This window comes from Delftia sp. 60, assembly GCF_002754395.1.
Classification (GTDB): Bacteria; Pseudomonadota; Gammaproteobacteria; order Burkholderiales; family Burkholderiaceae_C; genus Comamonas; species Comamonas acidovorans.
The window spans coordinates 3,879,750-3,904,075 of record NZ_PEFD01000001.1; the positions used below are offsets into that span (position 1 = coordinate 3,879,750).

The 24,326-nt window shown below is 63.3% G+C and carries 23 protein-coding genes, 1 pseudogene and 1 riboswitch; of the genes and pseudogenes, 14 read left to right on the forward strand and 10 right to left on the reverse strand.

The genetic code is table 11. From position 1 onward, the window contains the following. Positions 1 to 167: 167 nt before the first annotated feature. The 4 genes from CLV01_RS17615 to CLV01_RS17630 all read left to right on the forward strand — a co-directional run bounded on the left by CLV01_RS17615 (position 168) and on the right by CLV01_RS17630 (position 3,426). Entirely contained in the window at positions 168 to 1,130 is a 963-nt protein-coding gene (locus CLV01_RS17615) for an AurF N-oxygenase family protein (RefSeq protein WP_012205541.1), read from the forward strand. Next, a complete protein-coding gene (locus CLV01_RS17620) occupies positions 1,127 to 2,206 on the forward strand; it encodes a 2Fe-2S iron-sulfur cluster-binding protein (protein ID WP_099733655.1) in 1,080 nt (359 codons plus the stop codon). The genes CLV01_RS17615 and CLV01_RS17620 overlap by 4 nt, the downstream gene beginning before the upstream one ends. Before the next feature lie 51 nt (positions 2,207 to 2,257). Further along, entirely contained in the window at positions 2,258 to 2,962 is a 705-nt protein-coding gene (locus CLV01_RS17625; protein WP_099733654.1) for a glutamine amidotransferase, read from the forward strand. 95 nt (positions 2,963 to 3,057) lie between these two features. Beyond that, positions 3,058 to 3,426, forward strand: coding sequence for an antibiotic biosynthesis monooxygenase family protein (locus CLV01_RS17630; protein WP_012205544.1), 369 nt, complete (start codon positions 3,058 to 3,060; stop codon positions 3,424 to 3,426). A 212-nt stretch (positions 3,427 to 3,638) separates the two neighbouring features. Here CLV01_RS17630 and CLV01_RS17635 read toward each other — a convergent pair whose 3' ends face one another. The 3 genes from CLV01_RS17635 to CLV01_RS29660 form a co-directional block, all read right to left on the reverse strand. Next, on the reverse strand, positions 3,639 to 3,980 hold the full coding sequence (locus CLV01_RS17635; protein WP_013802462.1) for an H-NS histone family protein: 342 nt from the start codon (positions 3,978 to 3,980) through the stop codon (positions 3,639 to 3,641). A 65-nt stretch (positions 3,981 to 4,045) separates the two neighbouring features. After that, entirely contained in the window at positions 4,046 to 4,303 is a 258-nt protein-coding gene (locus tag CLV01_RS29920) for a hypothetical protein (protein WP_373681061.1), read from the reverse strand. After that, positions 4,258 to 4,674 carry a hypothetical protein gene (locus CLV01_RS29660; RefSeq protein WP_257221607.1) on the reverse strand — a complete coding sequence of 139 codons (417 nt, stop codon included), beginning with the start codon at positions 4,672 to 4,674 and terminating at the stop codon, positions 4,258 to 4,260. The genes CLV01_RS29920 and CLV01_RS29660 overlap by 46 nt, the downstream gene beginning before the upstream one ends. 287 nt (positions 4,675 to 4,961) lie before the next feature. Here CLV01_RS29660 and CLV01_RS28870 point away from each other — a divergent pair, with 287 nt between their 5' ends. The 4 genes from CLV01_RS28870 to CLV01_RS29330 all read left to right on the forward strand — a co-directional run bounded on the left by CLV01_RS28870 (position 4,962) and on the right by CLV01_RS29330 (position 11,352). Then, the gene (locus CLV01_RS28870) at positions 4,962 to 5,864 is read left to right on the forward strand and encodes a hypothetical protein (RefSeq protein ID WP_218968190.1); all 903 of its coding nucleotides are present in this window, start codon (positions 4,962 to 4,964) and stop codon (positions 5,862 to 5,864) included. Between the two features lie 96 nt (positions 5,865 to 5,960). Further along, a complete protein-coding gene (locus tag CLV01_RS17645; RefSeq protein WP_143290028.1) occupies positions 5,961 to 10,283 on the forward strand; it encodes an RHS repeat-associated core domain-containing protein in 4,323 nt (1,440 codons plus the stop codon). 3 nt (positions 10,284 to 10,286) lie between these two features. Continuing rightward, positions 10,287 to 10,595 carry a hypothetical protein gene (locus CLV01_RS28875; RefSeq protein WP_143290027.1) on the forward strand — a complete coding sequence of 103 codons (309 nt, stop codon included), beginning with the start codon at positions 10,287 to 10,289 and terminating at the stop codon, positions 10,593 to 10,595. A gap of 130 nt (positions 10,596 to 10,725) precedes the next feature. Further along, positions 10,726 to 11,352 (forward strand): RHS repeat domain-containing protein, encoded by a 627-nt coding sequence (locus tag CLV01_RS29330; protein ID WP_218968191.1) that lies wholly within the window; start codon positions 10,726 to 10,728, stop codon positions 11,350 to 11,352. Positions 11,353 to 11,438: 86 nt separating this feature from the next. Here CLV01_RS29330 and CLV01_RS17660 read toward each other — a convergent pair whose 3' ends face one another. Further along, the gene (locus tag CLV01_RS17660; RefSeq protein ID WP_017406633.1) at positions 11,439 to 11,666 is read right to left on the reverse strand and encodes a hypothetical protein; all 228 of its coding nucleotides are present in this window, start codon (positions 11,664 to 11,666) and stop codon (positions 11,439 to 11,441) included. A gap of 480 nt (positions 11,667 to 12,146) precedes the next feature. Here CLV01_RS17660 and CLV01_RS17665 point away from each other — a divergent pair. After that, a pseudogene (locus CLV01_RS17665) lies at positions 12,147 to 12,466 on the forward strand (heavy metal-binding domain-containing protein). A gap of 42 nt (positions 12,467 to 12,508) precedes the next feature. On the opposite strand, the gene CLV01_RS17670 reads toward CLV01_RS17665, so the two are convergent. Both CLV01_RS17670 and CLV01_RS17675 read right to left on the reverse strand, forming a co-directional pair. Beyond that, positions 12,509 to 13,459 carry an ABC transporter substrate-binding protein gene (locus tag CLV01_RS17670; protein ID WP_099735117.1) on the reverse strand — a complete coding sequence of 317 codons (951 nt, stop codon included), beginning with the start codon at positions 13,457 to 13,459 and terminating at the stop codon, positions 12,509 to 12,511. 16 nt (positions 13,460 to 13,475) lie between these two features. Beyond that, complete coding sequence (locus CLV01_RS17675; protein ID WP_099735116.1) at positions 13,476 to 15,389, reverse strand: TonB-dependent receptor domain-containing protein; 1,914 nt, start codon at positions 15,387 to 15,389, stop codon at positions 13,476 to 13,478. A 70-nt stretch (positions 15,390 to 15,459) separates the two neighbouring features. Further along, a riboswitch (cobalamin riboswitch) is annotated at positions 15,460 to 15,685 on the reverse strand. 96 nt (positions 15,686 to 15,781) lie between these two features. Here CLV01_RS17675 and CLV01_RS17680 point away from each other — a divergent pair. After that, positions 15,782 to 16,171, forward strand: a complete 390-nt coding sequence (locus CLV01_RS17680) for a hypothetical protein (protein ID WP_017406629.1) — start codon at positions 15,782 to 15,784, stop codon at positions 16,169 to 16,171. Between the two features lie 111 nt (positions 16,172 to 16,282). After that, the gene (locus CLV01_RS17685; RefSeq protein WP_013802457.1) at positions 16,283 to 16,474 is read left to right on the forward strand and encodes a helix-turn-helix transcriptional regulator; all 192 of its coding nucleotides are present in this window, start codon (positions 16,283 to 16,285) and stop codon (positions 16,472 to 16,474) included. Positions 16,475 to 16,483: 9 nt separating this feature from the next. Here the strand turns inward: CLV01_RS17685 and CLV01_RS17690 are convergent, their stop codons facing one another. Next, complete coding sequence (locus CLV01_RS17690) at positions 16,484 to 17,290, reverse strand: sulfite exporter TauE/SafE family protein (protein ID WP_099733652.1); 807 nt, start codon at positions 17,288 to 17,290, stop codon at positions 16,484 to 16,486. A gap of 128 nt (positions 17,291 to 17,418) precedes the next feature. Here CLV01_RS17690 and CLV01_RS17695 point away from each other — a divergent pair, with 128 nt between their 5' ends. Further along, positions 17,419 to 18,186, forward strand: a complete 768-nt coding sequence (locus CLV01_RS17695) for an AraC family transcriptional regulator (RefSeq protein WP_099733651.1) — start codon at positions 17,419 to 17,421, stop codon at positions 18,184 to 18,186. Here the strand turns inward: CLV01_RS17695 and CLV01_RS17700 are convergent. Next, a complete protein-coding gene (locus tag CLV01_RS17700) occupies positions 18,183 to 19,394 on the reverse strand; it encodes an MFS transporter (protein ID WP_099733650.1) in 1,212 nt (403 codons plus the stop codon). The genes CLV01_RS17695 and CLV01_RS17700 overlap by 4 nt on opposite strands. 76 nt (positions 19,395 to 19,470) lie before the next feature. Between CLV01_RS17700 and CLV01_RS17705 the strand changes: the two genes are divergently transcribed. Next, positions 19,471 to 19,920 carry a winged helix-turn-helix transcriptional regulator gene (locus CLV01_RS17705; RefSeq protein WP_096916226.1) on the forward strand — a complete coding sequence of 150 codons (450 nt, stop codon included), beginning with the start codon at positions 19,471 to 19,473 and terminating at the stop codon, positions 19,918 to 19,920. A 9-nt stretch (positions 19,921 to 19,929) separates the two neighbouring features. After that, entirely contained in the window at positions 19,930 to 20,415 is a 486-nt protein-coding gene (locus CLV01_RS17710; protein ID WP_034398539.1) for a rod shape-determining protein, read from the forward strand. 81 nt (positions 20,416 to 20,496) lie between these two features. Here CLV01_RS17710 and CLV01_RS17715 read toward each other — a convergent pair whose 3' ends face one another. Further along, positions 20,497 to 22,494 (reverse strand): TonB-dependent receptor domain-containing protein, encoded by a 1,998-nt coding sequence (locus CLV01_RS17715; protein WP_099733649.1) that lies wholly within the window; start codon positions 22,492 to 22,494, stop codon positions 20,497 to 20,499. Between the two features lie 332 nt (positions 22,495 to 22,826). Beyond that, positions 22,827 to 24,275, reverse strand: coding sequence for a D-serine/D-alanine/glycine transporter (cycA, locus tag CLV01_RS17720; protein WP_099733648.1), 1,449 nt, complete (start codon positions 24,273 to 24,275; stop codon positions 22,827 to 22,829). Positions 24,276 to 24,326: the final 51 nt, after the last annotated feature.

Below are 24,326 nucleotides of genomic sequence, written 5' to 3' on the forward strand. Positions count from 1 at the left end.
GGAATATGACAGAGTGAAGAAATCCATGACAACGTATCTACCATCTGCAGCGAAATTTGAAGCGCTATTTGCAGCGCCATTGGTGATTGCGGCAGATGGAGAAAGCGGGGGGAGGGAATAGGCGATTTGACTCAGATCAATCAAGTTCAATCACACGGAGTTGAAAAATGAATCTCGATATCTCTCGGACAGATGACGCCGTGCGCGATGCGCTCAAAAAGCTGTCCCTGCTCTGGAAGTCAAGAGCGGCCGTGAATCAGGACCTGCCTGATTACTGCGGCTTGGCGTTCGACCCCGCCCGGCAGGACTTCACCGCCTCGCTGCTGCCGTTTCGCGACCACCAGGCATGGGTGGAGGCGCCACAGCACCTGCGCGACCAATGCCTGTCCTACGCCTGGGGCATCTACAACCTCAAGACCATCTACATCGAGTGCAACGTGGTCACGCCGGCCTGCGAGGACATCATCAAGACCCCGCCGCCCAGCGCCAACCGTGCGCTGCTGCAGGACGTCATGTCCCAGGCCCTGCTGGACGAGGCCCTGCACACCCGCATGTCCATCATGGCCTGCAACTACATCTACGAGATGCGCGGCCTGGCGCCGCTGGACTACGCGGACTTCAACCTCGTCGGCTGGCGCAACGGCGTGCTGGCGCAGTGCGGCGCGGAATGGGAGCGCCGCCTGGCCCGCTTCGCCATTGCCTGCGCCAGCGAGACCCTGATCACCGACTACCTCAAGACCATGGCCGAGGACCGCAGCATCCAGCCCATCTGCCATGAAGTCACCCGCACCCACGCCGTGGACGAATGGAGCCATTCCAGCGTCTTCAGCTCGGTGGCCACCGACATTGTCCAGGGCCTGAGCAACCGCGAGCGCAGCTACCTGCGCTCCATCATCCTCAAGACCGTGCAGATGTTCGCCAACAACGAGCTGGGCGCCTGGTCCACCGTCTTCACCATGGTCGGCATGCCGCATGCGCGCGACATCCTGCACGACGTGGGCGACAGCAACGAGATCGGCGTCTACACCGACTCGGTGCAAAGCCTGATCGACCGCATCGGCCTGGCGGGCCGCAACCTGGGCGGCAGCGTGGCGCTGGTGTCCTCGGTCCTCGAGGAGATGCAGGCATGAGCGCCGCCCTCCAGGCAGGCGGCACGCTGGCGCGCTGCGCCGCGGCACGGGCAGAGGCGGGCGGCGTCATGGTCTACACCCTGCGCGTGCAGGGCGCCTCGGCGCAGTTCCTCGGCGGCCTGCGGCCCGGCCGGCATGTGGCCATCGAGCATGCCGACGCCAATGGCGCCGTGCAGCAGCGGCTGTACTCCATCACCCGCTACGAGCCCTGCAGCGAGCACGACGGCGCCGGCCAGTTCGACATTGCCGTCAAAAGCTCGGGCCGGGGCAGCGTCTCCGACCACATGCATGCGGTGCTGCGCGCAGGCTCCACGCTGCCGCTCGGCCACGTGGCCGGTGACATCACGGCCGACCTGGTGCTGGGCCTGGACTCCCTGGTCATGCTGGCCGGCGGCATCGGCCTGACCCTGCCGCTGGCGCTGCTGCGCGAACTGGATCGGCTGCGGCAGCAGGGCCAGCGCGTGCCGCGCACCACGCTGCTGCTGTGCTTTGCGCGCATGGCCGACATTCCGTTCCTGCAGGAGCTGCAGCAGCTGTGCGAAACGGCCCCCTGGTTCGACCTGCGTATCCACATCACGCGCGAAGACATCGCCGCCCACGGCCCCTTCGTGCCGGGCCGCCCCTCGCCGCAGTCCCTGCTGGCGCTGGGCCAGCCCCAGGCGGTGGTCATCTGCGGCGGCCACGCCTTTGCGCAGACCTTTCGCGAGCATGCGCGGGCCTGCTTTCCCGTTGCCATACAGCACATCGAGGCCTTCACGCCGCCCGTCGCATCCACTGCCCAGCCAGGCGAGACCGCGCAGGCATGCCAGCTGCAGATCGCGCACAGCGGGCAGATTGTCGAAGCCGCGTCCGGCAAAAGCCTGCTGGAAATCCTGGAAGGCGTGGGCATTGCCATCCGCAGCCAGTGCCGGGCCGGCATCTGCGGCAGCTGCCGCATCCGCATCACCGGAGGTAGTTCACGGTTGGAGGCGGACTTTTGCCTCAGCGACAGGGAAAAGGAAGCCGGCTATGCCTTGGCCTGCTGCACCTTCCCCTCGGCAGGCCATATCCACGTCGATCTCAAACCCGGCGCCTGACGGGCTCCGCACGTTCCAAGCCACCCTCCTGTATCCACCTGAGTTCCTCCCATGAAAAAAGCCATCGCGCTGCGCCACATCCACTTCGAAGACCTGGGCACCCTGCATGCCGAGTTCGCCAGCCGCGGCTACGAAGTGCAGTACGTCGATCCCAGCATCGGCGAGCTTGACACCCTGGACCTGGGCCGCGCCGACCTGCTGGTCGTGCTGGGCGGGCCCATAGGTGCCTATGACGAGGCGCTTTATCCCTTCGTCGCCCAGGAGCTGGCGGCCGTGCGCCGCTGGCTGGACAGCGGCAAGCCGCTGCTGGGCATCTGCCTGGGCGCGCAGCTCATTGCGCGCGCGCTGGGCGCCAGGGTCTATCCGCTGGGCGTCAAGGAAATCGGCTTTTCTCCGCTCATGCTTACCGATGCGGGCCTGGCCTCGCCCCTCGCCAAACTGGACGGCGTGCCCGTGCTCCATTGGCATGGCGACCAGTTCGACATTCCCGAAGGCGCCGTGCACCTGGCCGGCACCGCCATCGGCGCCAACCAGGCCTTCGCCGTGGGCCCGCAGGTGCTGGGCCTGCAATTCCATCTGGAGGCCGACGCGGCCCGGCTGGAGCGCTGGCTGGTCGGCCATGCCTGTGAGCTCGGCATGGCCAAGGTGGACCCGCGCACGCTGCGCGCCGATGCCCAGAAATACGGCGGCCTGCTGACCCTGGCCGCGCGCGATGTGCTGGCCACCTGGCTGACCAACCTGGAGCGCAGCCGCTGAACCTGCGGCGCCGCTCATTCACCCATTTCCCCCCACGCCGGAGCCGCGCTGCGCGGCGCCGGAATCTCTGTTCCCGAAAAAAAGGAGAGTTGAAGATGGTTGTCGTACTGTTCGAACTGCAGGCCTTGCCCGGCCAGAACCAGACCTATGTGGACCTGGTCAACAAGCTCACCCCCATGCTGAAGCCCATGGAGGGGTTCATCTCCGTGGAGTGCTTCCAGAGCACGCTCAACCCCGAGAAAGTCATGTCCGTCACCACCTGGCGCGACGAGGAAGCCGTTGTCCAGTGGCGCAACGTGGAAGCCCACCTCAGCGCCCAGCGCGCGGGCCGCGACAAGATCTTCAAGGACTACCGCGTGCGCGTCACCCAGGTGCTGCGCGACTACGGCCTGAATGACCGCGCGCAGGCGCCTGCCGACAGCATCATGGGCAAGGCAGGCAGCTGCCCGGTCAGCCACGCCTGAGCGCTGGCGGTGCCGCAAAGGCCCGGCTGATCCCCCTGCCGGAGCGCGATGCACGCCCTCGAAAGATGCCGGCAGTGACTACGCTGCCGGCGCAGGCCGGAAAAAAAGCCCGCTGAATGCTCAGAGGGCTTTTTTTCGGAAGGCACAGATTCCTTCGCATCGGAACTCCACCGCACCGCACGGCATCCTGCGTGCCGCCGTGTGCAGCGCTTTCAGTTGCGAGCTGCCGCTGCCGCCATTTCGGCGAGAAACGGGCCTTGGGCCGCTTCAGGTTTGCTTTCGATGAGGAAGTCTTCGCGATCCTGGTCCTTGATCCAGTTCGGAGGCTTGCCTCGACCTGTCCACGTCGCTCCCGTGGCCGGATCGCGATACTTCGCCGGCGCACTGGTTTTTTCAGGGATGTAGGGGAACACTTGCTGCTGGGTGAATCCGAAATCGGTCACCAGCTTCTGGACTTTGGACAGGGCAGCGTCGGCCGCCGAGGTGCGGGCCTTGGCAATTTCCATGTCCAGCGCGGCCTTGGCCGCAAGGAGTTCTTTGAGGGACTGTGTCATAGGGGTGCGAAATTTTTGAAGCCAGATTATGGGGCTGTTCGGGCGAGACATGCCTGTCTTCAGGGTCATGCCGGGCGACAAAAAGCTGCTTGCCCGTCAGAGCTCTTTGCTGTGCCGAGGGGCGCAGACCTAGGCAAGAAAACGGTCTTGTCCGCATCCGTGATCGCATGCCCGACGCGGCAGGGCACCCCTGCGGCTATCACGCCCGGCGGAATGTCCTTCGTGACCACGCTGCCCGAACCGATGATGGAAACGTCGCCAATGTTCACTCCCGGGTTCAGGTGGCAGCCCGTGCCAATCCAGACCCGGCTGGCAATCCGCACCTGCCTGGAAAACAGCCACCTGCCGCGCTCTCGGCGGCATGGACCGAATGGTTGGGCGTGTAGATACCCACGCCCCGGGCCAGCAGCACGTCGTTGCCGATATGGATGCCGCCGGTGTCGAGCATGATGCAGTCGAAATTGGCGTAGAAGTTTTCGCCAATTTTTTGACTCGTTTGTGACCATGGCTTTCCCTTGTTTGCGACACAATCCACCCCTTGTATACCGCTGAAGGCGATGGCCTGTGACAGCGCTTCGCCAATGGTTCGAATTCTTTGAAGACTGACGTGCCGAAACCATGGCCTACTGGATTGTCGTCGAACAAGATGGTCCGAACTGGTGCAATGCCAGACGCTATCTGCCGGGAGTCCCATTCCAGATCTCGAGAAAAGGCTTTGCCGTGCTCTGCGTGGAGTTCGGATCTCACATGTTGCGTCTCTCATCTGCAGCGCAGCTCAAGCAGTATGCTCGTGTGCTCTCCATGCGACTGATGCCTATGTAAAGGCAGTTGTCCCACTCTGGTTTTTGCAGTGCCGATGTAGCTCGCGGCCATGCAGGTACTTGGTTTCTGCCAGAAGTTCATAAAACGCTCTAGCTATCTAATATGAGATTGATTAATATTCTTATAGTGTCCTTGTCTGGTTTGATGTCGGTCCCGTCGATGGCGCAGAATTATTGCGCCACATATCCCAATGAAGCGAGTTGTTGCAACCCTGAATTTGATAATTGCATTCCAAGGGAAATATATTTGCGATATGGACATAAGGCCGGAGATTTTTGCGTGCCTGGCTATCCCTCGACCGTTTCGTGCGGTGGAACAGCATCTCATGCTGCAAACTATTCTTCTCCCGAGGAAGCTCTAAGGTGGCGCATGGGGTTTATGAGTGCTTACTGGGATAGTGGGAGCTCTAAGCAATGCAAGCCATTGAGATTGGAAGGGCCTTATGGGAATTGGTCTGGAGATATATCGGCATTGAGGCTGCATGAGATCCAATCCCAGAATTGGGGCACGGTTGTTTCTCAAGAAGGAAGTCCTTACCCAGAGCCTGGTCCTATATCGTGTGCAACGCCAAGGGAATTGACGGATCAATTTTATATCACCAGATATTTGGTCGAAGAAGAATGCGAGGCCGGATTTTTACCTGCAAATAGAGTGCCGGATGATGTCAGGGTTTGCAGCAAGAAGGGGTTGTGGGAAATCAAGATCAGTGGGCCGGAAGTTACGCAATCACTGCCTTCTTTGGCTGGGCCTATCATGCAAGATATTTTGGTTCGACGTGGTGGTAAGCCTGCTGCCTTCACTGACGTGTCGATTAGCCTAAAAGAAGAAGGTTCTGCCTCATTTCAAAATTTCTCATTAAAAACCAATGTCAACGGTGAGGCTCAATTGTTGTATATTCCGCCATACCTAAAATCCACAACTGTGGAAATGAAGGCGGAATGCTCAAAATGCATTGAAGTGGCCAAGAAGAATATCAAAGTATTGATGAGTGATTTGAGTGTTGATGAAGAATCCCTGCATCTTGTAGGCGGCGTGATTTCTAATGCGGGTAAGTGCCTTTGAAAGAGTTTTATTGAATTTAATGTGAGTGAATTGTTGGAGGGTGCCGGGTGAAGCACTTGAATTGCCGTTGATGATTGTGTTATTTAAAGACAAACTATGAATAAAAATCTGAAAATTCTGCGCAAGCTGTCGATTTTTCCATTGAAGTCGTGCTCTCGCTCGTTGGTCGTCTTGGGTGTATTTTGTCTATTTTTTAACTTTGCCAAGGCACAAAGCATTCCCTCAGGTCCCGAGAATTTCCAGGTCCAAACGGATTGGATAGATCAAAGCCCCAACCCACTCACTGTCAGCCATATCTACCGAAGTTTTGGCGGCCCTGATGAAGATGCAGATATTGGCATGGGTAAAGGCTGGGTACACTCTTGGTCGGGACGCCTCAAGCTGCCTACGGAATATAGATCAGGCCACCCTTCCAGCATCAGCATCCTGCTGCCCGATGCCAGTTCAGTGCTATTTCTGAAAGAGCCTGGCGAGCAATCTCCATGGCATGCCGCCACTGGGCCTGATTTGTTATTGGGTTCGGTGGGAGGAAGTTGGAAGTACTATCGCGCCAGCGACGACAGTTGGTGGAACTTCGACAGTCAGGGTTGGCTGACTAACGTCACTTTGCGCAATGGCTGGTACTACAACATATTGCAAAATGACGGCAAGGTTTTGTCTGTGACAAATTCCTTCGGTCGACAGGTGGGTTTTGGTTACCGGGCAGATGGCAAGCTAAATTCCGTTGCATTGCCTGACGGCAATACAGTGAGCTATGACTACGACGCGAAGGGAAATCTCAGTTCCGTCAAGGTAAATGGCTTTCAGACTCGAACATACAGCTACGAAAGTAGTGTTTCTCCGGGCCTCTTGACTGCCATTGGCGATTCCCAGGGTAATCAGGTGCTGGGATTTGTTTATAACTCCAATGGCTCGCTCAAACACACATCAAAGGCTGGGGTAAGCGGTGTCTACAGCGTCTCTTATTCAGGCGCTGCCAGTATAGGAACGGCAGGCATGCTGGTGGCCCCCGGCGCTGACGATCCCAACTGGTACAAAGCTTCGGTCACCACGACAGCCCCGGATGGCAACGGCGCCACGCGCCACTACCAAGGATCGGCTGCCGGCGTGCGCTTGGTCGGGCAGAGCAAGGCCACTTTCTGGGCAAAGTTCAAGGAGGAGTTGAATGCTGATCTTCTTCCAGCCTATATCGAAGACTTTAAAGGGAACAGAACTTCCTACCAGTGGAATGCCAATCGCCAATTGATCACCAAGGTTGTGGCTGCTTCCAATCGCACGGAGGCCCAAAGCACTCAAATTGATTGGCATGACACCCTGGCCTTGCCCACTCTTATCACGGAGACCGGCCGCACGACCAAGCTCAGCTACGGCGGTGGCGGCAGACTGGTGGGCGCCGCCCTTACGGACAACGCCAGCAATACCACCTACTCAAGCGCTTGGAGCTACAACGCCCAGGGCCTGCCCGAGACCTATACCGATGCTGCCGGCCAGACCCTGCTTGGCTATGACACCCGGGGCAACCGCAACAAGGTCACCAACGCCCTGGGACATGTCCACCAGTTCGCCCATGATGGCGCGGGCCGGATCCTGACGGCCATGGCCCCTTCGGGCCTGGAGCGCAGCTACAGCTACAACCCCCGGGGGCAGCTCACGCGCGTCAGCGTCGGCGGGCAGCAAACCACGTTGACCTACCTGCCCAATGACAGGCTGGGCACGATCACCTTCGCCAACGGCCATGCCATCACCTACCAATATGACGACGCCCGGCGCATCAATCGCTGGAGCGACAACCGTGGCAACTCCGGCCAGTACGTTCTGGACCAGTGGGACAACCGCACCAGTGAGCTCATCAAGGACAGCGCGGCCCAGACAGCCCTGCAGATGCAGCGCTCCATCAACGGCATCAATCGCATCAGCAGCGAAACCATAGGCGGCAACCAAAGTACTGCTTTGACCTATGACGCCAACGGCGATCTGGCCACGGCCAGCAACGGCCTGGGGCAGACCACCACGCTGGACGTCGATGGTCTGCGCCGCCTCACCAAAATCACCGACCCTCTCAACGCAAGCGCCACACTCAGCTACAACGCCCTGGACGCCGTCACCGCCGCCCAGGACTTCAAAGGCGTCACCACCACCTACACCCGCGACGCCCTGGGCAACGCCAAGGCCGAAGCCACCCCCGACGCCGGCAACATCACCGCTACCTATGACGCCCTGGGCCTGATCGCGACCGCCAAGGACGCCGCAGGCCGCACCCTCGCCGTGCAGCGCGACGCCCTGGGCCGCCCCACCCAACTCCAGTACGGCAGCACGGCAATCTCCACGATGCGCTACGACCTGCCCGGCACCACCTACAACGGCCCCGGCGCCCCCAAGGCCAGCACGGGCCACCTCAGCGAAATCCGGGACCCCGGCGTCACCACCCAATACCAGCGCGACATCCTGGGCCGGGTGCTGCGCAAGAGCCAGATCCTTGCCAATGGCGACACCAGGTCGCTGATCCACTCCTATGTACCTGCTGGGCAGGGCGGTGGCGGAGAACTGCAAAGCATCACCTACCCCAGTGGCAAGCAGGCCACCTACCTGTATGACAGCACAGGCCAGATCACGGGTCTGCAGTGGAACGGCCAGCCCCTGGTCACCGGCGTGACCTGGAGCCCGCTGGGCCAGCCCACGGCCTGGCAATGGACGGGCTTTGTGCAGCAGCCCGGCGCCACGGCGGCCCTGGCCGAGCAGCGTGGCTACAACACCGCAGGCCAACTGGCCAGCAGCACGCTGCTGAACCTGACCTGGGATGCCGCAGGCCGCATCAGCCTCATCCAGCAGCAGCACATGCTGCCGGGTACGGCCGCAGCCCAGCAGGCCAAGCTGTCCAGCGCCTTCAGCTACGACGCCGTGGGGCGCCTGACTGCCAGCGCGCACAGCGCGCCTGCGGGCCTTACCCTGCCCACGGGCTGGAGCCTGGCCGACACCATCGAGCTCAGCGCCTCCGGCTACGCCTGGGACGTCAATGGCAACCGCACCCAGGTGCACTACAGCAATGCCCTGGCATCGGGCACCTCCACGCTGCAGCGCAACTACCAGACGGCTGCGGGCACCAACCGCCTGCAAAGCTATGCCCAGACGCTGCAGCGCCCGGGCAGCGTGGCGCAGAACAGCAACGTGACTTTCAGCTACGACGCTGCGGGCGCCCTGGTCAAGAAGGGCGACAACCACCTGCACTACGGCGCGGACGGCCGCATCGCCAAGGCCGGTGAATACGCAGACGCTGCCGACGCAAGAGCCGTCAGCTACGTCTACAACGCCCTGGGCCAGCGCGTGCTCAAGAGCGATGCTCGGGGCGCAGGTCAACCGGCCACGCTGCAGACCCTGTATGCCGAAGACGGCATAGGCAGCACCGTGCTGGGCCAGTACGCCAACCAGCGCAGCGCCAACAGCGCATCTCCGGCAGGCCAGAGCGACAGCACGGAAATCATCTACCTGCCCACGGCCAGCGGCCCCATGCCCATTGCGGCAGAAATCAACGGCCGGCTGTATGCCATCCACACGGACCATCTGAACACCCCCAGGCGGCTGACCAACCAGCAGGGACAGGTGGCCTGGCAGTGGCTGATCTCGGGGTTTGGAGAAGTGCGTCCCACCACGGGCGACCGTGGCTACGGCCAGACGGTCAGCGGCCCCAGCTATGCGCAGGCGGTGAAGTTCGATCTGCGGCATCCGGGGCAGGTGTTTGATGAAGAGACGGGGCTGTCGTACAACCTGCATAGGTACTACGATGCGGCGACGGGAAGATACATCCAGGCGGACCCGATGGGGTTGGAGGGTGGGTGGAATCGGTTTGGGTATGTGGGGGGTGATCCGCTCAATGCGATTGATCCGGATGGATTGAATGTTGTTGTTGCGTTGAACAGGATCGCAGAGGTGGGACGGGGGCTTTACTACCGGTACGGTCCGGCGATCACGGAGTTCATTGCCGGGGCGTCGGGGGTCAACGGGGCGGTGGCATCGCCTGCGGCGATCAGCCCGCTGGTGGCGCAGATTCCGACGGGTGTTTCGAGGATGCTGCCGATTGCGCGGGGGATCTCTGAGGGAGTGGAGTCAGGGGCGTTTTGTGCTGGTCGAGGAGGCGCTGATTATATATACGGCTATCGCGCGGTTTCCAATGCCGAAGCTGGTGATATTGCTTTATACGGATTCCGCCCTCATCCTGGTGGCCGCTCTATGGAAGATAAATGGTTTTCTGAGTCATTGGCTGGTGCAAATAAGCTCCGAGATATTTTTGATTTGAATCAAGTTATTAAAGCCAAAATACCTCTTAATGTATACGAGAGAAGTTATAAGCATCTGAATATAGATAATACTGGGCCTGGGTTTTGTGTACAATGTGGCGATCTTCCATTTATTTCAATGCCTTAAGTTATGAAAATAGTATTCTCTATTGATTTTCTCTGGGTGCCATCAGATTTTGGTGGTTCTTCATTTGGCCCATGTGACGGCATTCGTATGACTGTGCGTTGGCAAAAATATATTAGCGCTTACTTGGAGTGTTCTAATGATGCAGAGATTGAGTTAATATCTTATAATGAAGAGACTTTCAGGGGTAAAGCCCGCTGCAAAATGTACTCCGAGATTGATGCTGAATGGTTGTCGAGGGGGCAGTTAATAGAGTTAATTAGTGGTTACAGGGTTTTTGCTATCGGTAAAATTGCTGAAAATACAGATTGTTGAAATATTTTATTGAAGTGCATTTAAAATGTAGGCGAACCAATTTTGGCTAGATCCATTGTCATGAGAAGGGCAACTCGGTAGCTCAGACTGGCAAATCAAGAGCACCTATCTGCCCACGGCCAGCGGCCCCATGCCCATTGCGGCAGAGATCAACGGCCGCCTGTACGCCATCCACACGGACCACCTGAACACCCCCAGGCGCCTGACCAACCAGCAGGGGCAGGTGGCCTGGCAATGGCTGATCTCGGGGTTTGGCGAAGTGCGTCCCACCACGGGCGACCGTGGCTACGGCCAGACGGTCAGCGGTCCCAGCTATGCACAGGCGGTGAAGTTTGATCTGTGGTATCCGGGTCAGGTGTTTGATGAAGAGACGGGGCTGTCGTACAACCTGCACCGGTACTACGATGCGGCGACGGGGAGATACATCCAGGCGGACCCGATCGGGTTGGAGGGTGGGTGGAATCGGTTTGGGTATCTGGCAAACAACCCGCTCAACGATGTGGACCCGCAAGGCCTGCACCCATTGCTTACAAGAATGCAAGGCCTGTACTACCGCTACGGCTGGCAGGGAGCAGTCAATCCAGGCACTCCTTCAAAGCTACAACTTTGGCAAGCACCTGAAAACAAGCAGGTGCAAGACACCATTCCGGTCGATATGCGAGGCAAGAGAAAAAATCAGATCCGCTTAGCTTTCATTTGCATCATCCAACCTGCAATCTGTAAAACTAACGGCTACAAAATTTCAGAGCCCGCCTAGGGCGGCGATGCCTTGCCGAGCAGGTTAGTCGGCGAGGCATCTATGGATCGAAATGGTTGGGAAGTATCGCTGCAGGGGGGAACTGCTCAGCGAGCAAGCAATTCCTTCATCACCCCTCGCTGCCTAACCGCTCCCGTAAGCAATTCCATAGTCTCAATCTGCGCATTGATGAACGCGAGCAGCTGATCGGTTTCAACAACTTCCAGGGCATTTCCAGGATAGGCACCAATTAATAAGCTGGAGATCAGTCCCAATTGATCATGCACACGATTCAGCTTGTTGAACTCGTCTTCTGAAATCTGAAAGTACAACATGGCGCATCCTCAACGAACTGGTCTGGCGCAGAGCGCGGAGAGCGGGCAAGAAGTGGCATGCCGGTCCGAGACCTGCGGCGCTATGTAAATTGGAACGAGAAAGGGCGTTGACACGCCCACAAAGAAAGCAGCCATAGAGGCCTCCTAGCGTTTCGTTCAACTTCACCTCCTGTTCAGAGAGGTGGCCGGGTACTTGAACACGGTGCTAGCTCCGCCCGCAGCTTTCCCTCGAAAGGTCTTTTATGACTGCGCGCTACCCGGCCATAAAACAGGCGCGCGCAGGCGCACGAATCCTATGGACGAGAAAACGCCACTGCTTTCGAGAGTGGCGGACCGGCTAACAAAAGGTGTGTTCAGCACCTGAAGGCGATGATACCCCACGCCTATGGCAGACTGCCCCGTTCAGTCCTGCCTTGCGCCTGCCTCTTGCCCGCTTGGCGCTCAAGGCCCATCTCCGTCACTCACCACCGAGGATTTCTCATGATCATCACCACCACCCCCCAGATCGAAGGCCGCCGCATCACCCGCTACTGCGGCGTGGTCGCGGGAGAGGCAATTTTGGGCGCCAATGTGTTCAAGGACTTGTTTGCCGGGCTGCGCGACATCGTGGGTGGGCGGTCGGCCACCTATGAGCGCGAGTTGCAGCGGGCGCGCGAGATTGCGCTCAAGGAGCTGGAGGAACGCGCCCAGGAACTGGGCGCCAATGCCGTGGTGGGGTGGACCTGGATTACGAGGTGCTGGGCCAGGGCAACGGCATGTTGATGGTGTCTGCCAGCGGCACGGCCGTGGTGCTGGAGTAGGCAAGGCTATCGGCCAAGCGGGTCAAGCTCTGGCCAGCGAAGTCAACGCGGCGCCGTGCCCCGCATCTCCAGGCAGCGGGCCAGCGCCCGCGCCGCCTCGCCCAGGCGCGGGCCGGGGCGGGAGACCACGTCCGTCTCGACCAGGTCCAGCGCACAGATGCGGCCGGAACGCACGGCGGGCATGCGGCTCCAGCCGGGGCGGGTGGCAAAGCTGGCCGATGGCGTCTGCGGCGTGTGGATGATGAGTTCTGGCTGCTGGCGCAGCACGTATTCGGGCGTGATGCGGGGGAAGGGACCCAGGTTCTGCGGCAGCACATTGCGCGCGCCCAGGCGCTGCAGCAACTGGCCTATGAAGGAGTCCGGCCCCGCCGCGTAAGGCGTGGCGTCCACTTCGAAATACACCTTCTGCCCGGCGGGCGCTTGCGCAGCCAGCGCCTTGGCCTGCTGGTCCACCTCGGCCTGCATGCGCGCCAGCAGGGCGTTGGCGCGCTGCACCTGCAGCAGCTGGTCGAGCTTGTGCAGCACCTGCTCCAGCTGCGCCATGTCATTGGCGTCCAGCGCCAGCACAGGAATGCCGAAGCGCTCCAGCTGCGCGATGACGGGTGCGGAATACGCCATCAGCACCACGTCGGGCCTGAGCCGCACGGTGGCCTCGACCAGCGGGGCAAAGGTGTGGCCCAGCTTGGGCAGGGCGGCCACGCGGGCCGGGTGGTTGGAGAATTCGTCCACGCCCACGATGCGCGCGCAGGCGTCCAGCGCGCACAGCGATTCGGTCAGCGAGGGCAGCAGCGAGACGATGCGCTGCGGCACCCGCTCCAGGCGCACCTGCCGCCCGCGCATGTCGGTGACGGTGTAGGCAGTGGTTGCCCCGCCCGTTCCCGTATCCGCCGCCTTTTGCGCAAAGGCGTTGCCCGCGCCGCCTGCGCAGGCCAGGGCGGCGGTCAGCAGCAGGATGCGGGGCGCGCGCGAAAGCAGGCGCAAAAGCAGGTGCAGAAGCAGATGCATGGGGTCAGGGCAGGGGAGTCCAGCGCACGCTGACGAACACGGTGCGGCCTGCGTTCGCATAGCCGCGCGTGGGTGCGTAGTCGCGGTCGGCGATGTTGTTGACGCGGGCCAGCAGCGTCCATTGCCTGGTCAGCTGGCGCTGGGCGTAGAGGTTGACCACGCCGTAACCGCCTAGTTGCAGGGTGTTCGCCTCGTCTGCGTAGCGGCCGCTGTACAGCTGCGCTTCGCCGCCCAGCGTCCAGCCGGCAGCCTGGGTGTCGGCATTGAGCTTGAGCATGCGCTTGGAGCGGTAGGGCAGCAGCTTGCCGGTCTCCAGGTTCTCGGGGTTCATGAAGTCCAGCGAGGCGCCCAGGTTGGCGCTGCCCAGGCGCGTGCTGCCCGCCAGCGTCAGGCCGGTGATTTCCACGCTCTGCCAGTTGCGGTAGCAGTTGCAGGGAAGGGCGCTGTTCCAGTCGTAGGTGATGAGGTTCTTGAACTTGTTGCGGTAGACCACGGCCGAGAGGCGGTTGGCTCCGGCCGCATAGTGCAGGCCGGTTTCCACGTTGGTGCTGCTTTCGGGCTTGAGGTCGGCCGCCGCCTGGCCCGTGAAGCGTTCGTACAGCGTGGGAGTTCTGAAGGCCGTGCCGGCCGATGCCACCCAGCGCCAGCGCTCGTCGATCTGCAGGCCGTAGCCCAGGCCGCCCGTGGTCTTGTTCTGCTGGTCGCGCACCTGGTCGTGGCGCAGGTTGGCGTCGAACTGGTGGCGCCCCTCGGTCAGGCGCCAGCCGGCCGACAGGGAGTTCTGCACGCGCCGGCTGTCGGTGTTCTGCGTCCAGGCGTATTGCGTGTCCAGCTTGTCCTCGCGGCGCTCCAGGTCGATGTTGAAACGGTGCTGGCCCAGCGTGAACAGGTTCTGCAGCAGGTAGTTGGTGGAGCGGCCCTTGGCGCTTTCGGGCGACTGGGTGTGGCGGTCGCTTTGGCTGTCGGTATGGGAGATCTGGACCACGCTCTTGTACATGGCGTTCCAGCCGGCCTGCCAGCGCAGGCTGCCGGTGGTGTTCTTGACCACGTCGTAGTCGTCGAACGGCGGTGGGCTCTGGTCGTAGTGGGTGCGCAGGCGGCTGTGCAGCAGGCTGGCATCGATCTGGTGGATGCCCGTTTTGTAGCCCGCGTTCAGGCCCAGTGAGGTGTTGCTGTAGCCATCCTTGTCCGGATTGGGCGAGAAGGTGTTGCCGGGGTAGACGTCGAAGCCGTCACTGCGCTCGTCCGCCAGGTTCAGCCCGTAGGTGAAGCCGTTGGCCCCGCCCTGAAATCCCGTGGCCAGCTTGCTGGTGCCCTGGTTGCCTATGCCCGCCTCGGCATAGGCGCGGGTCTGGCCGTCCGCCCGCTTGGTGAAGATCTGGATCACGCCGCCCATGGCGTCTGAGCCATAGATGGCGGCGGCCGGGCCGCGCAGCACCTCGATGCGCTCGATCTGCGCCAGTGGCAGCGTGGACCAGACCGCGCCGCCCTGCAGCTCCTGCGAGCTGTAGCGCACGCCGTCGATGAATACGGCAGTGTGCTGGTTGCTGGTGCCGCGCAGGTAGACCGAGGTGACCTGGCCCGGCCCGCCATTGCGGTTGATCTGCACGCCCGGCACCTGCACCAGCAGGTCGGCCACGCCCGTGGCGCCGCTGCGGGCAATGGTCTCGGCGTCGATCACGGTCATGTCGGCCGTGACGGTGCGCAGGGACTGCTCGCTGCGCGAGGCGGTGACGACCACGGTATCGAGCTGGGAGGTCTGTGCGCGCTGCGCCTGTTGTGCCTGTTGTACCTGTGCTTGGGCCTGGCAGGCCAGCAGCGAGGCCGCAGCCAGGGCGGACAACGTGCGCAGTACGGGAAACGCCGAGGGCGAGCGAAGAGCGGCGCCAGGGGCGCGCGCGAGGGCGAGGGTGTGCATGGATGCGAGCCAGTTGCGCGCCAGCGACCCCGCCGGCACGGAAACCAAAAAGACCGGCTGCGCTGCATGCGCGGCCGGCCGCCTGTTGGCCGGTATCCAGACTGGTGACGCACTCGCCAAGGCCTTCCCGGGCTCAGGGCCCAGTGGCACGGGTTTGGCGGGGGCCGGTGCAATGCACGCGGCGTTTCACTCACTGTTGCGGGGGCAGTACATGCGGGCGGCTTTATCTGGCCGCCCCATGTTTCCCGTTTAACCGCAGCCCCTGGGGCTGCTGGCACCAACGGCGGCGATTGTACGGCGGGGCGTTCAGTACCGATGTAAAGCTTGCTTGACATGTCCGCGGATGGCATCGCACAATGTCAAGCATCCTTTACACATTGCGAGATACTTCCATGAATCAAACAACCGTCACCAACCGCCGCTACCAGAAGGAGCTGGGATTTGCGCTGCTGCTCTACATGGCGCTGCTTGTGGGGGCGCTTTTGCTCAGCGCCGACATGCAGGCCGGGGCCCTGCGCACAGCGCTGCTGCTGAGCCCCATGCTGGCGTTTGCGCTGGCCGTGCGGGCCATCGTGCGGCTGGTGCGCGATACCGACGAGTTCCTGCGCAAGTCCATGCTGGAGCAGCTGGCGATTGCAGCGGCGGGTACGGCGGGCCTCACCTTCACCTACGGATTCCTGGAAATGGCAGGTTTTCCCAAGCTCAGCATGTTCATGGTGTGGCCCTTGATGGGTGCGCTCTGGGTGGCTGCCTCGGTGGCCCACTGGCTGCGCAGCCGATGAGCCGCTTCGCCAAGGTCGCCCTGCGATGAGAAATGACCCCCACGCTACCCTTGCTGCGCAAGGTCCGCTGCCCCCCAAGGGGGTGCTTTTTCATCTTGGGGTGGCCCTGCGATGAAAAACACCATCCGCGAACTGCGCGCCGAGCGCGGCTGGAGCCAGGCTGCGCTGGCGGACCTGCTGGGCGTGTCGCGCCAGACCGTGAACGCGATCGAGACGGGCCGCTACGACCCCAGCCTGCCGCTGGCATTCGCCATTGCCCGGGTGTTCGAGACCCGGATCGAGGCGATCTTCCAGGAGGGTTGAGCGCAGCGCTCAGGCCACGATCATGACCAGCAGCACCAGGCCCAGCAGGGCCAGGTAGGCCTTGGCATGCAGGGCATCGGGAATGCGGCCGATCAGCGGGGCCGCCAGCCTGATGCCCGTCCACGATCCGGCCGTCAGCAGCGCAAAGGCCTGCAGGTCCACATAGCCCACATGCCAGGGACCCAGCCCCGCGCCCCGCGATGCCAGCATGTAGGCAGCGGTGCCCGCCACGGCCATGGGCAGGGACAGCGGGCTGGCCATGGCCGTGGCGGCCGCCATGCTGGCGCCGCGTCGGCGCATCAACGGCACGGTCATCACGCTTCCGCCCACGCCCAGGAAGGCCGCGATCGCACCAATGGCCAGGCCCGCCGTGGCCGCCGCCCGACGGCCCATTGGTTGCATGCCGACGGCGGTGCCGTGCACGAAGCCCGGGCGCAGCAGCGCGTCGGCGATGGTTAGGGCCAGGTAGGCGATGAAGGCCCAGCGCACCCATTCCCCGCTGATCCAGGTGGCGGCCGCTGCGCCCGCCACGGCGCCGGCCGCGATGAAGCCGGCCAGTGGCCGTACCTGATCCCAGGGCAGGGCGCCCGCGCGGTGCTGGCGCAGCGTGGCCATGGAGGCGCCAAAAATCATCACGCAGGTGGAGGTGGCCACGGCAATGTGCATGGCAGCCTGGCCAATGGCGGAGTCCGCGCCGTGGATGGAGGTCAGCAGCGCATAAAGCAGCGGAACGGCCACGAAGCCGCCGCCAAAGCCGAAGAGCACGGTGGTCACGCCGGCAAGCACACCGAAAGCCAGCAGCAGGAGAGGGAACACAGACAGTCCTTTGGAAAAAACGAGCAAGGACTGAACCTTAGGATGCCGCGGTTTGGCCTGCTTTCGCGGATAGGTCAATAATCCTCGAATTCCTGCCAAAGCCTGTTGGCTGTTTTCCGGACATTCCCATGCTCAACATCCCGCTGCATTCCGTGGACGCCGTGGCGCGCGATGTGCTGGCCATCGGCACCGACTACACGCCTGGCACGCTGCTGCCCACGCACAGCCACCGGCGTGCCCAGTTTCTCTACGGGATGAGCGGGCTGATGGAAGTGGAAACCGACGACGGCGCCTGGACCATCCCGCCCTACAGCGGCGTGTGGATTCCGGCCAGCAAGCCGCACAGCGTGCGCATGCAGGGCGTGAGCACGCGCAGCCTGTACATCGAACCGGCTGCTGCGCCCCGCCCGGGTGTGCATTGCGAGGCCCTGGTCGTCACCCCGCTGCTGCACCAGCTGCTGCTGTCCTGCGCCGACCTGCCGGCGCTGTACGACGAAGCAGGCCGCGACGGCGCCCTGGTCACGCTGGTGCTGCATGAGCTGGCCTCGGCCCGCAGCCTGCCGCTGTTCGCGCCCATTCCCCGCGACGAAAAGCTGGTCGCCCTGTGCAAGCAGTTCCTGGCCCAGCCCAGCATCCGCGCCACGCCGCAGGACTGGGCGCAAGCGCTGAACAAGAGCCTGCGCACCTTCAGCCGGTTTTTCCAGCAGCACACAGGCATGGCCTTTGGCGCCTGGCGCCAGCAGGCCTGCCTGCTGGCGGCGGTGTCCCGGCTGTCTGCGGGCGCCTCGGTCACGCAGGTGGCGCTGGACCTGGGCTATGACAGCCCCAGCGCGTTTTCCACCATGTTCCGCAAGGCGCTTGGCAGGGTGCCTTCGGAGCTGGTGAGCCGGGTCTAGGCGGGAACGCTGGCCTGGGCAGCCGTTTCCCGCGTCATGGCCCAGAACACCAGGGCCGCAAGGCTGAACGCCGCCCCCGCCACGCAGACGCCGTGCCAGCCAAACCGCGCGTAGGCATTGGTGGAAATCAGCGCCCCAAGCCCGCTGCCCACGGCATAGAACAGCATGTACAGGCCCACCAGCCGGCTGTGGGCCTGCGGGTTGCTGCGAAAGATCAGGCTCTGGTTGGTCACATGCAGGGCCTGGCCGCCCAGGTCCAGCAGCACGATGCCGGCGACCAGCGCCCACAGCGACTGCTCCAGCAGCGCAATCGGCGCCCAGGCCAGCAGCAGGATCACCAGCGCGCCCAGGCTGGTGCGCTGCGCGAAACCCTGGTCGGCCCAGTGGCCGGCACGGGCTGCTGCCAGTGCGCCCCCCACGCCGGCCAGGCCAAAGGCGCCGATGGCCGTGAGCGACAGGCTGTAGGGCGGTGCGCTCAGCGGCAGGACCAGGGCGCTCCAGAAGATGTTGAAGGTGGCAAACATCAGCAGGGCCAGCATGCCGCGTGTGCGCAGCATGCGGTCCTGGCGCAGCAGGTGGAGCATGGAGGCGAGCAGCTGCGTGTAGCTGGGTGCATGCAAGGGCACCGCCAGCCGGGGCAGTTGCCGCCACAGGGGCCAGGCCAGGGCCAGCATCAGCAGGGCCGAGCAGGCATAGACGCCACGCCAGCCAGCCAGGTCACCCACGGCGCCGGCAAACACGCGCGCCAAAAGCAGGCCGATGAAAACACCGCCCTGGGCTGCGCCCACCACGCGCCCGCGCTCATGCGCATGGCTGGCGCTGGCCGCATAGGCGATCAGCCCCTGCGTCATGGCCGTGCCCAGCAGGCCCACGGCCAGCATGCCCGCCAGCAGCAGAACGGCCGAACGCGCGGTGCTGACGGCCGCCAGGGCCAGCACCAGGCCCAGCAACTGCAAAAGCATGAGCCGCCGCCGCTCCAGCCGGTCGCCCAGCGGCACCAGCAGCAGCAGTGCCAGCGCGCAACCGGCCTGCGTGGCGGTGACCACGCCGCCCACGGCCGCATGGCTGATGCCGAAGTCGGCCGCCAGCGCCTCCAGCAGCGGCTGGGCGTAATAGACATTGGCCACGCTCAGGCCGCTGGCAGCGGCGAACAACAGCACCAGGCTGCGCGGCATGCGGACCGTGTCCGGGGCTGGGAAGGCTTTCATGGGTTGAATCCAGTTGCAAAACAAAACTAGTTGGATGCTAGTTGAACCAGTTTTGAAATGCAACCAAAATGACGCCATGAAAGAAGACATCCGCCCTGACACACCGCAGCCCTGTCCGGTGGCCCGCTCCCTGGATGTGATCGGCGACCGCTGGTCGCTGCTCATCGTGCGCGATGCCTTCGATGGCATCAGCCGCTTTGGCGATTTCCAGCGCAGCCTGGGCGCGGCCCGCAATATCCTGGCCGACCGGCTGCGCCGGCTGGTGGAGGCCGGCATCCTCGAAACCCGCCCGGCCGCCGAAGGCTCGGCCTACCTGGAATACGTGCTCACGGCTCAGGGACTGGAGCTGTTCCCGGTGATCGTGGCGTTGCGGCAATGGGGCGAAGGCCATCTGTTCGCGCCGGGCGAGGCGCATTCGCTGCTGCTGGACCGCCAGACCGGCCAGCCTGTCGCGCCCATGCTGCCGCGCAGCGGGGATGGCCGGGCCTTGCTGCCGGGCCAGACCGTGGTTCAGAAAATCGATTGATGGATATCCATGCTCTCTGCCTTCGTATCACTCATCTACGTACAGATTTCTCCCGAGCGCCTGACGCTGAAGGATCCGAAGACCGGGCAGACCCTGTCGGAGGTTCCCGAGCTGGCCCTGAGTCCGCCGCCCCGGCGCCGGATTCTCGCGGCCGGCCCGCAGGCCAGGCTCGCGGCTGCATCGGAGCCTGCCGAAGTCGTCAATCCCTTCGCCCACCCGCGTTCGCTGATATCGGACTTCATCCTGGCCGAGCAGCTTCTGAAGTACCAGCTCAGGCGCATGCATCGGCGTGCCTGGCTGGCGGCCTCCCCGCACATCGTCATCCATCCGCTCGGCGACCCCGAGGGCGGATTCACCCAGGTGGAACTGAGGGCCTTGCGCGAGCTGGCCAACGCGGCCGGCGCCTCGAAGGTGAATGTCTGGACAGGCCGGCCCTTGACAGACGAGGAATTGCTGACGCGCAAGCCCCCTGCGCAGGGCGGTGTCTGGGAGTGAGGCTTTGCTCTTCGCCATGAAAAAAGCGCCCGTCACAACGGGCGCTTTGTCTGGGTCAGCGCAAGGGCCGGTAACGGGCCATCAGAACCGCGCCGTCATCCCCACGAAGTAGGTACGGCCGCCGTTGTCATAGTTGGCGCCGATGGTGCGGGTTTCCTTGTCGGCCAGGTTGATGATGCCGGCGCGCAGGGTCAGGGTGTCGGTCACGTTGTAGTTCATGGACACGTCAAAGGTCGTATAGGCCTTGGCGAAGGTGGTGGCCGTGCCCGTGGTCACGACTTCCTTGCCCACGTGGCGGGCGCTGAACATGGCGGACCAGCCCTGGCGGATCTGCCACTGCAGCGACGAGTAGATGGACAGCTCGGGCACGGCCAGCAGCGAGGCGCCCGTGCTCAGGTTTTTGGACTCGAACATCTTGGTGATGTTGGTGTTCCAGGTCAGCCCCTTGGCCAGGGGAACGTTCACGAAGCCCTCCAGGCCGCGCGTGCGGGCTCGCTGGGCGTTGGCCATGCGGGTCCACCAGAAGCCGTTGTAGAAGCCCAGCGGCTGGTAGTCGATCTTGTTCTTGAAGTTGGTGTGGAAGTAGGTGGCACCCAGCGCCCAGCCATTGCGGTCCCAGCTCGTGCCCAGCTCGAAGTTGGTGCTGGTCTCGGGCTGCAGGTCGGGGTTGCCGGCCATGTAGCAGCCGCGCGTGCCGTCGGCGTTGACGCTGGTGCTGGTCCAGCCCATGCCGGCCAGGCTGCGGCAGCCGTTGCCCCCGGATTGCGTGGCGGCGCTGGCCGAGTTTTCCTTCAGGTTGGGCGCCCGGAAGCCGCGCGAGACGCCGCCGCGCACCGTCCACTCCGAGGCCGGGTGGTAGACCAGGTAGGCGCGCGGGCTCCAGTTGTTGCCGTATTTCTGGTGGTGGTCCATGCGCAGGCCCAGCGTCAGCGCCAGGTTCTCGCGCAGGAAGATCTGGTCCTCGCCGAACAGCGCCCAGGTGGTGGCGCTCAGGCCCGAGCCCGAGACCGGGCGCCCCGCGTAGTCGATGGGAGCCAGGCCGATGGTGTCGCGGTTGTCCAGCGACTCGCGGCGCCACTGCATGCCCAGCGTCATGGCCTGGTCCAGGCCCCACAGCTTCAACGGCTTGTCGATGCGGCCGTCCAGCGTGGTTTCCTTGGAGTTGTTGCCGATGGTGTCGCCCTTGTCCTCGTACTTGTTGTGCACGAGGTTGAGCTTGGAGGTCAGGTCGCCCCAGCGGCCGTCATGGCTGAGGCCGAACTTGGTCTGCTCCAGCTTGCTCAGGCCCCAGGGATAGACCACCTGGTCGCCCGACGCCGTGCGCGCGTCGGAGCCCGTGGCGCGCTGGATGCCTTGCGCGGCCTCGATGCCGATCACCTGGTCGGGCGTGAGCTGCCAGTTGAGCAGGGCGTTGAGGTTTTGCTTGCGCGAGCCGGCCGTGGACTGGTAGGTGCCCGGGAAGCCGCCCGTGCTCTCATCGGCAGCGCGGTCCGTGTAGTTGCCGCCCAGGCGCAGGCCGAACTTGTCGGACAGCGGGCCGCTGATGTTGAAGCCCAGCTGGCGCGTGTCGCCGCGGTCGCTGTCGGAGGGCTTGCTGTAGTTCAGCGTGGTCGAGCCGCTCCAGCGCTTGCCGATCTTGCGCGTGATGATGTTGATCACGCCGCCCATGGCGTCGGAGCCGTACAGCGAGGACATGGGGCCGCGCACCACCTCGATGCGCTCGATCATCTCGGGCGAGATCCAGTCCAGATCCTGCGAGCCCAGGTCGTCGCGGTAGTTGATGCCGGCCGAGTTGCCCTGGCGCTTGCCGTCCACCAGGATCAGCGTGTACTTCTCCGGCAGGCCGCGCAGCTTGATCTTGGACTGGGCGCCCGTGCCGGACAGGCCGCCGGTCACGCCGGGAATGGTGGACAGCAGCTCGCCGATGCTGGTGACGGGCTTGCGCTCGATGTCCTCGCGGGTAATCACGCTGATGCTGGCCGGCGCTTCCTTGATGTCCACGGCTGTGCCCGAGGCGGTCACCACCACGGTGGACAGGGACGTGTCGGCCTTGTTGTCGGCTGACTGGGCATGGGCCATGGCTGTGCATGCCAGGGCGGCGCAAAGAGGAAGCGGGCGGAGCACCGAGATTCTGACCATCTTTGTAAAGTTCCGGTTTGGTTAAAAATCAAGGTGCGAATGATAACGATTTGTATCCACATCTTTTTGTTGGCGTAAAGACAGTTGTATTTTTGTTCACTCGTTATCTAGCTGCTGGACAGGCCAAAGATGCTGTGCACAAGTTTGGTGCGCAGCAAGAGGGGCAGCGGAGGCGCTGAGGGAGGCGCTGAAGGGGGGCCGCAGAGGGAGCGCGGGCGCCAAAGGCCCCCTGTAATGGCCGCCCCCATGCGCAGGGGGCGGCCGGGAGAGGGTCAGCGCGTTTCGGCCGCCGTGCCTGCAAGGGCGGGGGAGCGCTCCGCCGACTGGCGCGATGCCTGGCGGCGCACGAACTGGTAGGCGATGGCCAGCAGGGCAAACCAGGCCGGCGTCACCACCAGAGCCTGGCGCGTGTCGGCCTGCAGGGTGAGCAGGCCCAGGATGGCGGCAAAGAACACCAAGCAGGCCCAGCACATGGCCACGCCGCCGGGCATCTTGTAGCGCGAGGCCTCATGCAGGGCCGCGCGCTGGCGCCGGTAGGCCATGTACGACAGCAGGATCAGCGACCACACGAACATGAACAGGATGGCCGATACCGTGGTCACCAGCGTGAAGGCTTCCACCAGATCGGGGACCACCCACATCAGAAACGCGCCGGCCAGCAGGCAGGTGCAGGAAAACAGCAGCCCGCGCGAGGGCACGCTGCTGCGCGACAGCCGGTGGAAGGCCCGGGGCGCATCGCCCTTGAGCGCCAGGCCGTAGAGCATGCGGCTGGTGGAGAACACGCCGCTGTTGGCCGACGAGGCGGCCGAGGTCAGCACCACGAAATTGATCACGCCCGCGGCGGCCGGCAGGCCTGCGAGCACGAACAGCTCCACGAACGGGCTCTTGCCGGGCACCACGTCGCGCCAGGGGGTGACGGCCATGATGGCGATCAGGGCCAGCACGTAGAACACGATGATGCGCACGGGAATCGAATTGATGGCGCGCGGCAGCGTGCGCTCGGGGTCCTTGGCCTCGGCCGCCGTGGTGCCCACCAGCTCGATGCCCACGAAGGCGAACACCGCGATCTGGAAGCCCGCGAAGAAGCCCATCATCCCGTTGGGGAACATGCCGCCGTCATTCCAGAGGTTGGACAGGCTGGCCGCACGTCCCGCAGGCGAGACGAAGGCGGCACCCACCATGTACAGCCCCGTGCCCACCAGGGCCACGATGGCCACGATCTTGATCATGGCGAACCAGAACTCGATCTCCCCGAACAGCTTCACCGTCAGCAGGTTCAGGCCCAGCAGCAGGCCCACGCAGGCAATGGCCGGTGCCCACTGCGGCAGGTCCGGGAACCAGAACTGGGAGTAGGCCGATATGGCAATCACATCGGCAATGCCCGTGACGATCCAGCAGAACCAGTACGTCCAGCCCGTGAAGAAGCCGGCCCAGGGGCCGAGCAGGTCGGACGAGAAGTCGATGAAGGACCGGTACTGCAGGTTGGACAGCAGCAGCTCGCCCATGGCCCGCATCACGAAGAACAGCATCACGCCGATGATGGTGTAGACAAAGATGATGGATGGGCCGGCCAGGCTGATGGTCTTGCCCGAGCCCATGAACAGGCCCGTGCCTATGGCCCCGCCGATGGCGATGAGCTGGATATGGCGGTTGGTGAGATTGCGCTGCAGGTCGTCTTGACCGTGCAGGCCCTGGCCGGTTGGCGGGGCCTTGTGTGTCATCAGAGAACTCCGGGGAAGACTGGCAAAGCGATGGCAGAAAGGGGGAATCCG

Bases quoted from the DNA above. Each gene is read 5' to 3' on its own strand.
- CLV01_RS17625 (WP_099733654.1), top strand. From the start codon at position 2,258: ATGAAAAAAGCCATCGCGCTGCGCCACATCCACTTCGAAGACCTGGGC.
- CLV01_RS17675 (WP_099735116.1), bottom strand. From the start codon at position 15,389: ATGCACACCCTCGCCCTCGCGCGCGCCCCTGGCGCCGCTCTTCGCTCG.
- CLV01_RS17615 (WP_012205541.1), top strand. From the start codon at position 168: ATGAATCTCGATATCTCTCGGACAGATGACGCCGTGCGCGATGCGCTC.
- CLV01_RS17630 (WP_012205544.1), top strand. From the start codon at position 3,058: ATGGTTGTCGTACTGTTCGAACTGCAGGCCTTGCCCGGCCAGAACCAG.
- CLV01_RS17700 (WP_099733650.1), bottom strand. From the start codon at position 19,394: ATGAAAGCCTTCCCAGCCCCGGACACGGTCCGCATGCCGCGCAGCCTG.
- CLV01_RS28870 (WP_218968190.1), top strand. From the start codon at position 4,962: ATGGCGCAGAATTATTGCGCCACATATCCCAATGAAGCGAGTTGTTGC.
- CLV01_RS17680 (WP_017406629.1), top strand. From the start codon at position 15,782: ATGAATCAAACAACCGTCACCAACCGCCGCTACCAGAAGGAGCTGGGA.
- CLV01_RS17660 (WP_017406633.1), bottom strand. From the start codon at position 11,666: ATGTTGTACTTTCAGATTTCAGAAGACGAGTTCAACAAGCTGAATCGT.
- cycA (WP_099733648.1), bottom strand. From the start codon at position 24,275: ATGACACACAAGGCCCCGCCAACCGGCCAGGGCCTGCACGGTCAAGAC.
- CLV01_RS29660 (WP_257221607.1), bottom strand. From the start codon at position 4,674: ATGGGACTCCCGGCAGATAGCGTCTGGCATTGCACCAGTTCGGACCAT.
- CLV01_RS17695 (WP_099733651.1), top strand. From the start codon at position 17,419: ATGCTCAACATCCCGCTGCATTCCGTGGACGCCGTGGCGCGCGATGTG.
- CLV01_RS17620 (WP_099733655.1), top strand. From the start codon at position 1,127: ATGAGCGCCGCCCTCCAGGCAGGCGGCACGCTGGCGCGCTGCGCCGCG.
- CLV01_RS17645 (WP_143290028.1), top strand. From the start codon at position 5,961: ATGAATAAAAATCTGAAAATTCTGCGCAAGCTGTCGATTTTTCCATTG.
- CLV01_RS17685 (WP_013802457.1), top strand. From the start codon at position 16,283: ATGAAAAACACCATCCGCGAACTGCGCGCCGAGCGCGGCTGGAGCCAG.
- CLV01_RS17715 (WP_099733649.1), bottom strand. From the start codon at position 22,494: ATGGCCCATGCCCAGTCAGCCGACAACAAGGCCGACACGTCCCTGTCC.
- CLV01_RS29330 (WP_218968191.1), top strand. From the start codon at position 10,726: ATGCCCATTGCGGCAGAGATCAACGGCCGCCTGTACGCCATCCACACG.
- CLV01_RS17705 (WP_096916226.1), top strand. From the start codon at position 19,471: ATGAAAGAAGACATCCGCCCTGACACACCGCAGCCCTGTCCGGTGGCC.
- CLV01_RS28875 (WP_143290027.1), top strand. From the start codon at position 10,287: ATGAAAATAGTATTCTCTATTGATTTTCTCTGGGTGCCATCAGATTTT.
- CLV01_RS17635 (WP_013802462.1), bottom strand. From the start codon at position 3,980: ATGACACAGTCCCTCAAAGAACTCCTTGCGGCCAAGGCCGCGCTGGAC.
- CLV01_RS17710 (WP_034398539.1), top strand. From the start codon at position 19,930: ATGCTCTCTGCCTTCGTATCACTCATCTACGTACAGATTTCTCCCGAG.